The sequence below is a fragment of the Kribbella pratensis genome (assembly GCF_004365355.1).
Lineage (GTDB): Bacteria > Actinomycetota > Actinomycetes > Propionibacteriales > Kribbellaceae > Kribbella.
Genome location: NZ_SODP01000001.1, coordinates 3,204,432 through 3,218,443 on the forward strand (window position 1 = coordinate 3,204,432; position 14,012 = coordinate 3,218,443).

The 14,012-nt window shown below is 67.2% G+C and carries 13 protein-coding genes and 1 pseudogene; 7 read left to right on the top strand and 7 right to left on the bottom strand.

The genetic code is table 11. From position 1 onward, the window contains the following. Window positions 1-10: 10 nt before the first annotated feature. From EV653_RS15165 to EV653_RS15190, 6 genes are all read right to left on the bottom strand, one after another. Entirely contained in the window at window positions 11-847 is an 837-nt protein-coding gene (locus tag EV653_RS15165) for a carbohydrate ABC transporter permease (RefSeq protein WP_134103241.1), read from the bottom strand. Then, window positions 840-1,787 carry a carbohydrate ABC transporter permease gene (locus EV653_RS15170; RefSeq protein ID WP_238159740.1) on the bottom strand — a complete coding sequence of 316 codons (948 nt, stop codon included), beginning with the start codon at window positions 1,785-1,787 and terminating at the stop codon, window positions 840-842. Before EV653_RS15170 ends, EV653_RS15165 begins: the two co-directional genes overlap by 8 nt. Then, window positions 1,784-3,034, bottom strand: coding sequence for an ABC transporter substrate-binding protein (locus EV653_RS15175; RefSeq protein WP_134103244.1), 1,251 nt, complete (start codon window positions 3,032-3,034; stop codon window positions 1,784-1,786). Before EV653_RS15175 ends, EV653_RS15170 begins: the two co-directional genes overlap by 4 nt. Window positions 3,035-3,058: 24 nt before the next feature. Further along, complete coding sequence (locus EV653_RS15180; RefSeq protein WP_134103247.1) at window positions 3,059-4,228, bottom strand: NAD(P)/FAD-dependent oxidoreductase; 1,170 nt, start codon at window positions 4,226-4,228, stop codon at window positions 3,059-3,061. After that, window positions 4,215-5,291, bottom strand: coding sequence for an amidohydrolase family protein (locus EV653_RS15185; RefSeq protein ID WP_134103250.1), 1,077 nt, complete (start codon window positions 5,289-5,291; stop codon window positions 4,215-4,217). The genes EV653_RS15180 and EV653_RS15185 overlap by 14 nt, the downstream gene beginning before the upstream one ends. Window positions 5,292-5,509: 218 nt before the next feature. Continuing rightward, the gene (locus tag EV653_RS15190; protein ID WP_134103253.1) at window positions 5,510-6,265 is read right to left on the bottom strand and encodes a DeoR/GlpR family DNA-binding transcription regulator; all 756 of its coding nucleotides are present in this window, start codon (window positions 6,263-6,265) and stop codon (window positions 5,510-5,512) included. A gap of 158 nt (window positions 6,266-6,423) precedes the next feature. On the opposite strand from EV653_RS15190, the gene EV653_RS15195 reads away from it, so the two are divergent. The 6 genes and pseudogenes from EV653_RS15195 to EV653_RS42705 form a co-directional block, all read left to right on the top strand. Beyond that, window positions 6,424-7,749, top strand: a complete 1,326-nt coding sequence (locus EV653_RS15195) for an ABC transporter substrate-binding protein (protein WP_166679406.1) — start codon at window positions 6,424-6,426, stop codon at window positions 7,747-7,749. Next, complete coding sequence (locus EV653_RS15200) at window positions 7,746-8,690, top strand: carbohydrate ABC transporter permease (protein WP_134103260.1); 945 nt, start codon at window positions 7,746-7,748, stop codon at window positions 8,688-8,690. Before EV653_RS15195 ends, EV653_RS15200 begins: the two co-directional genes overlap by 4 nt. Next, a complete protein-coding gene (locus EV653_RS15205) occupies window positions 8,687-9,523 on the top strand; it encodes a carbohydrate ABC transporter permease (RefSeq protein ID WP_134103263.1) in 837 nt (278 codons plus the stop codon). Before EV653_RS15200 ends, EV653_RS15205 begins: the two co-directional genes overlap by 4 nt. A 25-nt stretch (window positions 9,524-9,548) precedes the next feature. After that, a complete protein-coding gene (locus EV653_RS15210) occupies window positions 9,549-10,913 on the top strand; it encodes a family 4 glycosyl hydrolase (protein ID WP_134103266.1) in 1,365 nt (454 codons plus the stop codon). Beyond that, entirely contained in the window at window positions 10,910-12,004 is a 1,095-nt protein-coding gene (locus tag EV653_RS15215) for an SIS domain-containing protein (protein WP_202871604.1), read from the top strand. The genes EV653_RS15210 and EV653_RS15215 overlap by 4 nt, the downstream gene beginning before the upstream one ends. Further along, window positions 12,001-12,360 (top strand): annotated as a pseudogene (locus tag EV653_RS42705) (BadF/BadG/BcrA/BcrD ATPase family protein); the annotation flags it as partial. The gene EV653_RS15215 and the pseudogene EV653_RS42705, both read left to right, overlap by 4 nt. 16 nt (window positions 12,361-12,376) lie before the next feature. Here EV653_RS42705 and EV653_RS42110 read toward each other — a convergent pair. Continuing rightward, window positions 12,377-12,742: a hypothetical protein gene (locus tag EV653_RS42110; protein ID WP_166679243.1), complete on the bottom strand. Its 366-nt coding sequence runs from the start codon at window positions 12,740-12,742 to the stop codon at window positions 12,377-12,379. A 142-nt stretch (window positions 12,743-12,884) separates the two neighbouring features. On the opposite strand from EV653_RS42110, the gene EV653_RS15225 reads away from it, so the two are divergent. Next, entirely contained in the window at window positions 12,885-13,946 is a 1,062-nt protein-coding gene (locus tag EV653_RS15225; protein ID WP_134103269.1) for a hypothetical protein, read from the top strand. Window positions 13,947-14,012 lie beyond the last annotated feature (66 nt).

The window sequence follows — 14,012 nt, forward strand, 5'->3', positions numbered from 1 at the left end:
TGACCCACGACTAACCCTTCACGCCGGAGAACGCGATCCCGCTCATCAGGTGCCGCTGGAAGACGATGAACACGATGATCACCGGAAGACTCGCCAGCAGCGATCCCGCCATCAGCACCGGGAAGTTCGTCGTGTACTGACCCTGCAGGCTGGCCAGGCCCGCGGACACCGGCATCTGCCGAGGATCCGAGTTCACCACCAGCGGCCACAGCAGGTCATTCCACGACCAGATGATCACCAGTACGCCGAGCGCGATCATGCCCGGCGCACTCATCGGCAGCATGATCCGCCAGTAGATCTGCAGGATGTTCGCCCCGTCGATCCGGGCCGCCTCCTCGATCTCCTGCGGCAGTTGCAGGAAGAACTGCCGCATCAGGAAGGTGCCGAACGCACTGAACATCCCGGGCAGGAACAACGCCACCAGGGTGTTCAGCAACCCCAGCTTCTGCATGATCTGGTACTGCGGCAGCAGGAACACCTGGTACGGAACCATCGTCACCGACAGGAAGACGCCGAACAGTACGCCGCGACCGCGGAACTGCATCCGCGCGAACGCGAAGCCGGCCAGCGAACTGAACAGCACCTGCCCAACCGTCCGCGCGATCGTCATCGCCGTCGTGTTCAGCAGTTGATGGCCGAACGGCAGGGCGCTGAAGACGGTCGTCACGTTCGACCACTGCGGTGAGTGCGGCAAGAACGTCGGCGGCACACTCACCGACTCACCGAACGTCTGCAGCGAGGTCGAGAGCTGCCACAGGAACGGCCCGACCATGAAGACCGCACCGATACACAGCACTAGATGCGCGACCGGATGCCGCACTCGCCGCCGCCTGATCGGGTCAGCCATAGTGCACCCACCTCCGCTGCAGCCGGAACTGTGCCGCGGTCAGGATCAGCGTCGCGAGCAGCAGCAGAACGCCGATCGCAGCCGCGTAACCGCCGTCATGCTCGGCGAACCCGCGCTGGTAGAACAGATAGACCAGCGTCTCGGTCCTCTGGATGGCCGGACTCTGCTGGCCCACCATCAGATAGACCAGATCGAAGGCCTGCAACGCGTTGATCACCGTGATCACCGTGACGAAGAAGATCGATGGTGTCAGCAACGGCACGGTGACGTGGAAGAACTGCTTCACCCGCCCGGCACCGTCCAGCTCGGCGGCCTCGTAGTAGTCGACCGGGATGCCGCGGATGCCGGACAGGAAGATCACCATGTTGTAGCCGATCGATCCCCAGACTCCGACGATGCTGATCGCGAAGATCGCCGTGGCCGGATCGGAGAGCCAGTGCGGCCCGTCGATCCCGACCTTGGACAGCAGCCAGTTGACCAGGCCGTAGTCGCCGTTGAACAGCCACTTCCAGGTCAGGGCGACCGCGGCCGGCAGCGTGACCACCGGCAGGAAGTACAGGGTTCTGTAGATCGTGACGCCACGCATTCCCGGCAGGCTGAGGAGCGCCGCCACGACCGCCGAGATCGGCACCGCGAGCAGGGTGATCGCAGTGATGATCGCCGTGTTGATCACCGCGTGGACTACGTCCGAGTCGGCGATCAGCGTCCGATAGTTCTCCAGCCCTGACCAGGTATGACCGCCGAACGCTCCCCAGCTGGTGAACGAGTAGTAGATCGTTTGGAACGTCGGCCAGATCTCGAAGACGACCAGGCCTGCGGCGGCGGGCAGCAACAACATCGCCGCCCACCAGCCGCTGTCGCGGGTCGGTGGCCGCGGTCGGCGCCGGCGTACCGGATCGGCGCGCGTCGGTCCGGTCACCGAATCGAGTGTCGCTGTCACTTCTTTTCCTTCGACAGCGCGTCGTTCATCTTCGACGCGACGCTGCGGGAGACTTCGTCGACGGAAGCCTTGCCGGTCCAGGCCTCGGCGAACTGCTTGGTCGCGTCATCGCGCCAGGCGGCGGTGTCGGTCGACGCCGGGAACGGCTGCGCGTACTTCAGTTGATCGACGAAGACCTGCAGATCGAACTCCGGCATCGCCTTGGCGTAGGCCTCGGCGTGTCCCTCGTACGCCGGGATGACCGTACCGGTCTTGGCCTGGATCTCGGCCGCGCGTTCGGATCCGAGGAACTGCAGGAACTCCCACGCCTGCTCGCGGTGCTGGGTCTTGGCCGACATGCTGTTGGCCAGCCCGTTGCTGTAGTAGTTCCGGTTCCCGTCGGGGCCGGCCGGCAACGGCGCGATGTCGATGTGGGCCTTGCCGTACGGGACAGCGGCGATCTCCTCGGGCTCCCAGGATCCGCAGTACCGCATCGCAACCTTTCCCGACGTGAGCATCGCCAGCGGGTCGGTGTCGGTAGTCTGCTGCAGTGTGGGTGAGACGTGGTACTTGGTGATCATGTCGGTCCAGAACTGGATGCCCTTCACCGTGGCCGGCTGGTCGTAGCCCGAGGACTTGCCGTCCGGCGAGATGATCTGTCCGCCGACCTGCGGCACGGTCAGGTACCAGCTCAGCTCGTCGGCCTCCGGAGCGACGAACCCGTACACGCCTTTCTGCGGATTGGTCAGCTTCTGGGCAGCGGCGATCACGTCGCTCCACGTCCAGGACTCGTCCGGGTACTTCACCTTGGCCGCGTCGAACAGCTGCTTGTTGTAGCACAGCCCGAACCCGTTCACGTCCTTCGGTACGCCGAACACCTTGCCATCGATCGTGTAGGCCTTGGTGACGGCGGGCACGTACGCACCCATGTCCATCTTCGAGCTCTTGATCTGGTCGTCGAGCGGGGCGATGCCGCCGCCGGTGGCGTAGTACTTCGCGTACACCATCGTCATCCAGAAGACGTCGGGTCCGGTGCCCGCGGTAACCGCGGTCTGCAGCTTGGTCCAGTAGCTCTCCCACGGCGTCACCTGGACCTGGACGTCGATATTCGGATGCTGGCTGTGGAATTCACTGATGATCTGCTTCATCGCGGCCACCTGCGCCTGGTCCCAGATCGCGTACGTGAGCGTGACCTGCTTGTCGTCGCCGCCACCGGAATCGGAGGATCCCGAGCAGGCGGCCGCGGCCAGGAAAGGTGCTACGAGCAACAGGCTGAGTACGTCGTACCGATTTCATGCGGACTCCTTGGGGACAGAGCGACCGGGGCTGAGGAAGTCGAGGCGTTCGGGGAGGTTGTCGCCCAGGGCGTGCCGGGCGGCCAGTTCGCCGAGGAGCGGGCCGAGGGTCAGGCCCCAGGCACCCAGACCAGTGGCGACGTGGATCGCCGGTGCCACTGGCCCGACCAGAGGCAGGCCGTCGCTGGTCGCGGGGCGCAGGCCGACTCTGGTCTCCAGAACAGTGGCGGCGGACAGACCGGGCGCCAGGTCGAGTGCTGCTTTCAGGACCGCTTGCTGGCCGCCGGCTGTGACCCGGGCATCGAAGCCAACGTCCTCGTGGGTCGCACCGGCGACGATGCGGTCGTCGAAGCCGAGCAGGTAGCCGCCACCAGGCGTGTTGACCACCGGTCGCATGCCGGTCTGCTGACCGTCGAGCCGCAGGTGCACCAACTGGCCGCGGATCGGCCGGATACCGACCTGCACACCGAACCCGGCGAGGTCCGCGCCTGCCCAGGCACCGCTGGCCAGGAGAACGGCGCCGCCGTCGAGGACCCGAGGTCCGACGCGGACCCGCGGACCTTGTGGATCGAGGATTCCCGCACCGGGGATCACCTCGAGTCCGGCATCGTCGCGGCCCGCCTGCGCTCGCCGGCGTGCCGCCGTCACCAACCGGTCGTGCAGCCGGGAGCCGACGACCCGCCCGACCTCGGCGATGTACAGGCCGCGCAGATCGCCGCGCAGTTCCGGCCAGTATTCGCGAAGGTCCGCACCGTCGACGACCTCGACCGGTTTGACGACCCCGTGCGCCCTCCTGCCCTCTGGATTCGACAGCCGCGCGGCCACCGCATCGAGCGCCGCCTGTTCGTGCGGATCGTCGCCGGCCACGACCAGCTCACCGACCTGCTCGAACGTCGCCGAGCCTGCTCCGGCCGGGTCGACCGCATCCAGCTCGGCCAGCAGGCTGTGGTAGTAGCCGACGCACTCGGTGATCAGCGCCGTCCAGTCCGGGCGCTGCTCACCACGATCGAGCGCGACGGGCGACACGATCCCGGCCCCGGCATCGGTGGCCCGACCGGCCAGGCCGGCATCGACCAGCGCGACCCGCGCGCCCTTCCGCACACCGGCCAACGCGGCACTCGCTCCGACGATGCCGCCGCCGATGACGATCAGGTCAAAGTCCGGCATCGCCGCTCCCGGCAGCGAGGGCCGGGATGAACGCGCGGGCGTTGTCTCCCTCGACTCGAGCCGCCAGGTCGTCCGGCAGGCCGAGGCCTGAGATCGTCCAGCGTCCGGTCGGCGGTGGTTCTTCCGACGAGTAGGCGAAGGCTTCGTCCGTACTCGCGAGGAAGCGCAGGTACATCCGGTAGTCGGCGACTTCTGGGGGCGCGCAGTCGGTGCCCAGCAGCACCCGGTCCGGATGGCGCTCGATCAGTGCTCGAGTCCGCCGCGGCTGTCGGCCGAGCTCGGCGATCCGCGCGGCGAGGTCGACGCGGTAGTTCGGGTAGCGGTCGAGCATTCCCTCCACCCAGTCGAGGTTCTCCGCCAGGCAGCCGACGTGGGCGCCGATGAAGCGCACCTGGGGATGCGCCGCGACGACGGCCTCGAATGCGTCCATCAGCCGCTCCAGCGGTGGGAACTCTGGACCGTGGAAGTGCCAGTCGGGATGCCGCAGCAACTCCTCGAGCCGTTCGTTGCGATGGTCGAGCGGCTGGAAGAACGCGACCGGATCCGCGGTATGGATCAGCGCCGGTACTCCCGTATCAGCCAGTGCGGCCCACAAGGGTTCCAGCCGTGGATCGTCGAGGAAGACGAGGTCGTTGTGCTCGTCGCGGATCCGGAGCCCGATGTCCTTCCAGAGCTTGAGTCCGGCCGCGCCACGTCGTACCGAATCGGTCAGCGATGCTCCCATCCGGTCGCCCCAGCCGGGTGACGAGGTGTCGCTCCAGTCGACCCGGGCGAAGGTGACGAAACGCCCCGGATACTTGCGGTCGTAGCGATCGAGATTCGCCTCGAGCTCGTCGGTCCATTCACCGTCGAGATTGACGATCGTCGCGACGCCGGCCTCGTCCATCGTCTCGATCAGGGCGGCCGGGTCGGGCACCCGCCAGACACCGGTGAGGCGGCGGCCGAGATGGTTGTGGACGTCGACGATCGGCGCGGCCGGTTCGGTCACGACGGTCGCGGTCGCGGTCATCATCGAGACCGGGGTGAAGTCGCGGAGCCGCAGGTCGGCCAATGGCTCGGGCATGTATGCCTCGATTCGGTAGGGAAACCAGCGAGATGCGGGACGACCGTAGGACCGGCGATCGAGCGACGCCCACGAACTGATCAGTCGAAGTGATCGGTCCGGCGAAGGTGATCCCGATCGGTGCACACTTGCGCAATCAGCTGCGCATTTCCTTGATCCATTGACGTTTGTTGTCCGTGGGATCTAGCTTCCAGTCCTATTTGCGCACGTGAGCGCCGTTAGACGGCGGTGACGCGAACGCCGGCCCGCTCCAGCGCTCCGAGTTGCTCGGGGCTGGCACCGCGGTCTGTGACCACGTCGGTGACACCGGAGATCAGACTGATCCGCGCGAACGTCACCCGGCCGATCTTGGAGCTGTCGGCGATCACCACACTGCGGCTGGCCCGACGCAGAAAGGCCAGGTCGGTCTGTGCCTCCATCTCGTCGTACGTCGTGCAGCCCTCTTCCGGGGTCAGGCCGTCGACTCCGACGAAGGCGATGTCCAGGTGGTAGTTGGCGAGCATCGCCTCCGCCGCCGGACCGACCAGCTCGTACGACGAACGCGCGATACCGCCCACGAGAACGAGCCGGATCCCGGCGTGGCCGACCAGCTCGGAGGCGATGTTGATCGCGTTCGTGACGACGGTGATCCCGCGTCGCTGGGCCAGGGCGCGGGACAGCTCGAGCGCGGTGGTGCCACCCGTCATGCCGACCACCGAGCCCTCTTCGACGAACGCCGCGGCGGCGCGACCGATCGCGCGTTTCTCCGCCTGCCGCAGCGCGGCCTTGACCCGGGTCGGCACCTCGTCGCCGGCTTCGTTGGAGATGGCTCCGCCGTGGGTGCGGACCAGCAGCTGGTTGCGGCTCAGCGTCTGCAGGTCGCGGCGGATGGTCGCCCCGGACACGCCGAGCGCGACGGCGAGGGCGGCAACGCCCACCGTGCCCTGCAGGCCGACCTGATCGAGGATCGCGCTCAACCGCTCCGACTTCCGCACGAACCGCACTGTACAAGATGCACATAAAGTGCGCACTCGCGCAAAAGATTGCGCATGTAGTCGAATGCCTTGACCAGAAGTTTTCTTTCGAACTACTTTCCAATCATCATCGTGCGCGAAACTGCGCACTTGCGCACTCGATCTCTCCCGGAGCAATCATGTTGAGGAGTACCCGAACGGCGCTGCTGGCCGGCGTCACGAGTCTGGCCCTGGTCCTCGCGGGCTGCAGCGGATCGAACGACAAGAAGGCCGGCGGCGGATCGACGCAGACCAGCGGAGTGACCATCACCGTCGCGCTCGCCTCGGACGCTCCCCCGAAGGCAGCCCTGGACGCGTTCACCAAGGAAACGGGCATCACCGTCAACTGGGTCAACATCGACTGGGACAGCCTGCAGAGCAAGATCTCGGCCGCGGCCACGGCGAAGACCTACTTCGCCGACGCAACCAACGTCGACTGGTCCCGGGTCGGTCAGCTCGGCAAGCTTGGCTGGTACTACCCGATGGACTCCTACGTCGACACCAAGGCGATGGCGGCCGACGTACCGCAGCTCGCCTCGTTCACCGTTGACGGCCACGTGGTCGGCATCCCGTACGACGCCTCGTTCATGGTCACGACCGTCAACACCGAGCTGTTCCAGAAGGCCGGCGCCAACCCGGCTCCGCAGACGATCGACGCGTACACCGCGGCCCTCAAGGCCATCAAGGCCAAGGGCGTCGTCCAGTACCCATTGAACATCCCGTTCGCCGCGGCGGAAGGGTTGTCGACGTACTGGTACGAGACGACCGGTGCGTTCGGAGGCTCGATCCTCGACAAGGACGGCAAGCCGCAGTTCACCAGCCCGGACTCGCCCGGTTACAAGGCGGCCCAGTGGATGGTCGACGCGCTGAAGTCCGGTCTTGTGCCGCCCGGCAACATCAACGTCACCGACTCGCAGGGCCAGCAGAACCTGATGGCCAAGGGGCAGGTCGCCAGTACGTTCTCGGACTACTCCGGCAACGTCGGCACGCTGTACAACGTCAAGAAGTCGTCCTCGGTCGTCGGCAAGGTCAAGTACATCCGGACCCCGGGTGCTTCCGGACCGGGCGCGAACCTCAGCAACCCCGACGGCATCGGAATCCCCAAGCAGGCCAAGTACCCGGACGCCGCCGCCAAGTTCATCGAGTGGTTCACCGCGACCCAGCAGCAGGCCGACTTCGCCGGCGTGAACGGGCCGGAGAAGACTTTCCCGACGTACCCGATCCCGTCGCACCTGTCGGCGGTGAAGCAGATGACCGCGAAGGGCAACCTGGTCGGCGGTGAGGACCTCGTGCCGATGCTGCAAGGCTCGAAGCCCGTCTTCGAGGGCGGCGCTCCGTCCTGGTACCCGAAGTTCTCCAACGCGGTCTACACCAACCTGCACGGCGCAGCGACCGGATCGATGTCGGTCGAGCAGGCCATCAAGACGATCGCCGACACGGCGGACCAGCTGGCGTCCGGGTCGTGACCGTGACCTCTTCGACCACCACGCCGCGGCCGGCCGAGAGCAAGATCCCGGCCGGCCCGGCGCCGGTACACCGTTCCCGCCTCGACCTCCTGCCGTATCTCCTGATCTCGCCGGTGATGATCTTCATCGCCTGCCTGGCGCTGGTGCCGGCCGTGTTCACCGTGGTCCAGTCGTTCTTCAAGGTGGACGCGCTGGACCCGCCGACCCGGTTCGACGGCTTCGGCAACTTCGTCCGGCTGGCCAAGGACCACGCGGTCGTCGGCAGCATCGGCAACACCGCGCTGTACGTCGTGATCGGCGTGACACTGTCGACGCTGATCGGGATCGGTGCAGCCGTCGTCCTGCAGAAGCCGTTCCGCGGCCGCAGCCTCGTGATCGCCGTCCTGATCCTGCCGTGGGCGATGCCAGGGGTGGTCGAGGGCATCCTCTGGACCGGCATCTTCGATCCGAACGCGGGCCTGATCAACAGCGTGCTGTCGTCACTGCATCTCAGCGACGGGAACGCGGTTCTCCTCGGCCAGAACCGGCTGCTCACGATCGCGTTGATCGAGCTCGTCCAGGTCTGGCAGATCGCGCCGCTCTCGGTGCTGCTGATCCTCGCCGTCCTGCAACTCATCCCGGGCGAGCTCTACGAGGCGGCCCAGATCGACGGTTGTACGCCGTGGTCGGCGTTCACCCGGATCACCTTGCCGCTGGCCCGGCCGGGGATTGCGGTCACCATGGTGCAAGCGGTGATTGCGACGCTCAACGTTTTCGACCAGCCGTACGTGCTGAACGGGGCGGCCAACACCGGTGCCTCGGTCACCATGCAGACGTACTTCATCAGCTTCCAGGATCTCGACTTCGGTCAGGGGTACGCGTTGTCCCTGTTGATCACCATCGTCACGCTGCTGATCTCGCTCGGCGTGGTCCGCCTTGTCTACCGGAGGGTCGAGCTGTGAAGCGTCGTACCGGCGCCGGCCGGAGCATCGGGGTCGCGCTCATCCTGATCTGGTCCCTCGGGCCGATCTACTGGGCGATCAAGACCAGCCTGCAGACCGAGGCCGACGCACGCGCCAAGCCGGCCCACTACCTGCCGACGAACCCGACCTTGCAGAACTACTCGGCCTTGCTGAGCGGCAACAGCGACATCGCGCCGCAGGTCCGCCGGTCGGCGGTGAACATCGTGATCGAGTGCGGTGCCGCGACGATCGTGACCGTCCTGCTCGCCACGCTGGCGGGATACGCCTTCGCGCGGATGCGGTTCCGCGGCCGGAACGTGCTGTTCTACGCGGTACTGGCGACGATGGCGTTCCCGGCGTACACCACGCTGATCCCGCTCTACCGGATCATGAGCACCTTCGGCCTGGTCAATACCTACACGGGCATCGTGCTGGTCTACGTCTCCGGCTTCGTGCCGCTGGCGACCTGGATCCTGCACAACTACTTCGCCAGTCTGCCGGTTGGGATCGAGGAGGCCGGTCTCGTCGACGGCGCCCGTCGCCTGCAGGTGCTGTGGCATCTGCTGCTGCCGTTGGCGCGACCGGGCATCATCTCCACCGCTTTGATCACCTTCTTGTTCGCCTGGGGACAGTTCCTGTTCCCGCTCGTGCTGTCCAGCGATCTGTCCACCCAGCCGCTCACCGTCGTCATCGCCGCGCTGCAGGGACGGCACGTGGTCCCGTCGACGCTGCTGAACGCGGCCGGGGTACTGGCGATCATCGTCCCGGCTGCGTTGGCGCTGGCGTTCAACCGCTACATCGTCAACGGCCTGCTGGCCGGCAGCACCAAGTGACACCGACTTTCTGAAGGGAAAATCCGTGAGTGAGAAGTCCATCGTCCTGATCGGCGCGGGCAGCACGGTGTTCACACCGGGGCTGATGACCGACCTCGCGTCCACCCGGACGTTCGATGGCTGGACCGTCCATCTGGTCGACCTGAACGGCGAGGCCGCCGAGACCATGGCCCGGGTCGGCCGCAGGATCGCCGTAGAACGAGGAGCCGAGCTCGAGTTCGTCCCGCACACCGATCGGCGCGAAGCGTTGCCCGGGGCCCGTTTCGTCACCACCACGATCGCTGTCGGTGCCGCGGCGGGCTGGCGGGCCGATGTCGAGGTGCCGGCCAAGTACGGCATTGCCCAGACCGTCGGTGACAGCGTGGGGCCGGGCGGCGTCCTGCGGGCCTTGCGGCACATGCCCGAACTGGTAGCGATCGGCAACGATGTCGCCGATCTGGCGCCGGACGCCCAGCTCATCAACTACTCCAACCCGCTGACCGCGAACGTCCGGGCGATCACCGCCGAGACGGGGCTGAAGGCCGTCGGACTGTGCCACGGCACCATGCACACGCTCTCGAAGCTGACCGCCGACCTGGGCTACCGCCCGGGTGAATTGAAGGCGGTCTTCGCCGGGCTGAACCATCTCTGCTGGCTGCTCGACCTCCGCCACGACACCGAGGACGCGTATCCGCTGCTGCGCAAATTCGTGGCCGAGCGCGCCGGCGGCATCGACGCGCCCTCGACCAGCGAGGAAGGCGTGCACCTGCCGGTGTCGGCCGACCTGATGCGAACGTTCGGGCGCTACCCGGCGCCGGGCGACCGGCACGTCGCCGAGTTCTTCGGTGGGTACCTGCGAGCCGCGGACGGCAGCCCGGTCGACGAGGCAAACCTGCCCTGGGGCCTGCAGGGCGGCCGGGATGCCACCATGCGGTACATCGGCCAGAAGGACGACCTGTGGGAGAACCTGCACGCCCAGGCCGACGGCAAGGCACCGCTCCCCCGGACCGACAACCAGGAGGCGGAGCGCCTGGTGGCGATCGCCGAGGCCATCGTCACCGGCAAGGACCATGTCGAGCTGGCGGTGAACCTGCCGAACGAGGGCAAGATCCCCAACCTGCCGTCGACCGCGGTCGTCGAGGTCCCGGCTGTGGTCGGCGCCGCCGGCATCATCGGCCTCGGGGTCGGCGCGTTGCCGGACGGGATCGCGGCCGTCCTGGCGGCACGGGCGCAGCAGCAGGAGATCACTGTCCGCGCGGCGCTGACCGGCGACCGCTCGCTCGCGTTGCAGGCGTTGGTCCTGGACCCGCTCGTCGGCGGGCTCACCGTCGCGAGCGGCATCCTCGACGACGCGATCAAGGCCCACGGCCCGTTGCTGGACCGCTTTGCCGCGAACGAGGTCGCCGCGTGACCGTCACCTATCAAGAGGTTCTGCAGCAACCCTCCGTCTGGCGTGAGGCGGCCGCGATGCTGGCGGCCAGGTCGGACGAGGTCGCCGCGTTCCTCAAGCCGCTGCTCGCCCGGCCGGACCTGCGGATCGTGCTGACCGGCGCCGGTACGTCGGCGTTCGCCGGCGAGGTGCTGGCCCCGGCGCTCTCGCGGAAGTTGCGGCGCCGGGTCGAGGCGATCGCGACCACCGACATCGTCTCGAACCCGCGGGAGATGTTCGCCGAGGACGTGCCGACCCTGCTGGTCTCGTTCGCCCGCTCCGGCGACAGCCCGGAGAGCGTCGCCGCCACCGAACTGGCGACGACCTGCCTGCGCGCGGTCCATCAGCTCGTCATCACCTGCAACGCGGACGGCCGGCTGGCCCGCGAACACCAGGACGCTGCCTCGTCGCTCGTACTGTTGATGCCGTCGGCAACCAATGACCGGGGCTTCGCAATGACGTCGAGCTTTACCTCGATGCTGCTGACCGCCTGGCTGGCGCTGGCCTCGGACGAGAACATCCAGCTGACCGATCAGCTCGCCACCGCGGCCGAGCAGGTCCTCGCCCGCGCGGACGACGTGGCGCGGTATGCCGATCGTGGCTACGAACGGATCGTCTACCTCGGCAGCGGCGCTCTCGGCGGCCTGGCTCGGGAGTCGGCGCTGAAGCTCCTCGAACTCACCGCGGGCAAGGTGATCAGCTACTTCGACACCCCACTCGGCTTCCGGCACGGACCGAAGGCCGTCCTCGGCGAGCGGACCCTCGCGGTCGTCTACCTGTCCAACGATCCCTACACCCGCCGGTACGACGAGGACATCGCGGCCGAACTCCAGACGGCGATCAGCCCGGAGAACGTGCTGATCGTCGACGCGCAATCCTCCGACGACGCGTGGCACGTCGATGGTGTGGCCGCTGTGAACGACGCCTTGCTCGCATTGCCGTACGTCGTCATCGCCCAGCTGCTCGCATTGCGCTTCTCGGTCGCGCTCGGCCGGATGCCGGACAACCCGTTCCCCGACGGCGAGGTCAACCGCGTGGTCCAGGGCGTCAGCATCCACCCGCTCGAGCCATGACCATCTACCTGGGTGTAGACGGCGGCGGTTCAGGTACGGTGCTCTGCCTCGTCACCGCCGCAGGCGAGGTGATCGCCGAGGCGGACGCACCCAGCTGCTACTACCTCGACACAAGCTCCGGCGAAGGAGCCGAGCTGGTCGAGCGCGTACTGGTCGAGGCCGTGGCTCATGTCTGCGCGCTGGCCGGCGTCCGGCCCGCCGACATCACCTACGCGTTCTTCGGACTACCGGCGTACGGCGAAGTGAGCGCGGACGTGCCCACGCTCGACGCGGCGCCACGGTCCGCGCTCGGGCACGACCGGTACCGCTGTGACAACGACATGGTCTGCGGCTGGGCCGGTTCACTCGCCTTGGCCGACGGCATCAACGTGATCAGCGGCACCGGTTCGATGACGTACGGCCGCCGCGGCGACAGAACGGGTAGATCTGGGCTTTGTCCTCGTGGCCGGCGTACAGCTTGGTCGCCTCGAACAGCCGGCGTTCGTAGCCCGCCTGGGAGTACAGGTCAGTGCCGATCGCCTCGGAGTTCCGGAACTGGGCGGTGTTGTTGTACTGCGCCAGCGCGCCCCAGCCGGAGTTCAGGGGTTTCGATCCTGGCTTCTGCGGAATCTGCTTGAACACCGGCTTCAGCGACTTGTCGAGCGCGACATCCCCGGCGCCAGGCTTGGTCCAGCCTTTGCCCTCCATGCCGAACTGGCCGTTGATCTGACCTTGCTCGGTGAAGATGTAGTCAAGCATCTTGATCGCCTGGATCTGCTCCTCCTGGGTCGCCTTGGAGGTGAGGACGAAGGTCGCGCCGGGGACGCTCGGGAAGGTGTAGCCGGTGTAGTTCGCCCAGCGGGACGGCGGCTCCGCTCACCGCCAGGCGCATCTGCTGCCGGTGACATGGCAGCTCAACGGCTGGCCAGTTCTCGGCGGCGCGACCGACGCCGCGGGGCTGGGCACGATGGTGTGGACCGCGCCGAAGCCGCTCGTCCGCGACATCGAGAAGTACACGTCCGGGAACTGGACCTATCCAGGCACACCCACCGCCCAACCGCGCACCTACCCCATCACCAGCCCGCAGGGCAGTGACGAATTCGTCAGTCCGACGCTGGATCGGAGGTGGCTGTGGAACCACCAGCCGAGAGCCGGCTACTGGAGCCTGACCGAACGCCCCGGATGGCTGCGCCTGAAGGCGTTCGGCACTGTCGGCGGGAACGCCTCGTTCTTCCGTGCGGGGAACACGCTGCACCAGCGTCACCTGCGCTCAGAACAGACACAGGTCACCGCCGGTCTTGACATCACCCACATGACCAGCGGCCAACGCGCCGGACTGGCCCACTTCAACGGCGGCACGGCGCACAACGCCATCGCCGTACAGAAGACCGGCACAGTCACCCGCATCATCACCGAGGACAACGATCTGGTCAGACCGGTCGCCACGGTGCCGGTCGGCGTCATCACCGTGGATCTCATAGCCCGCACCGGCGCGGACCAGACGCTCACCTACTACCACAGCCTCGACGGCGGAACGACCTTCGCCCGTGCTGGGGCCGAGATGACACTGACCCCATTCGGCGGCTACCGCGGCGACCGCGTCGGAATCTTCACCCACAACGACTTCCTGCCGAATCCGGCTCCGACGGCGATCACGATCGCGACGGCCGTCCTCCCGGGTGCGTGGACGCAGACTTCTTCCGATACTCCGCATCCGTCCCGCGAGTGGAAGGCGGAGCCTTTCTGCAGACCGGCGAGTTGTCCTTCACCAGCGGCAATGGGAGCGGGCCGATCAGGCTGTACCGCTATGACGCCGCCGGGGCCCGGCACCTGGTCCCGGCCGACCGACTGCGCTTCACCGTCGCCGACCCCGCCGTCGCGGCAGTCGTCGACGGTCTCGTCCGGCCCAACGGCACCGGCACCACCGTCATCACCGTCCACTACGAAGACAGACCCTATGTGATGGACATCGCAGTGACCCTGGCCCGACAGTGAGAACGCCTCGAAGCGGGTCATCCCGCAGATCCGG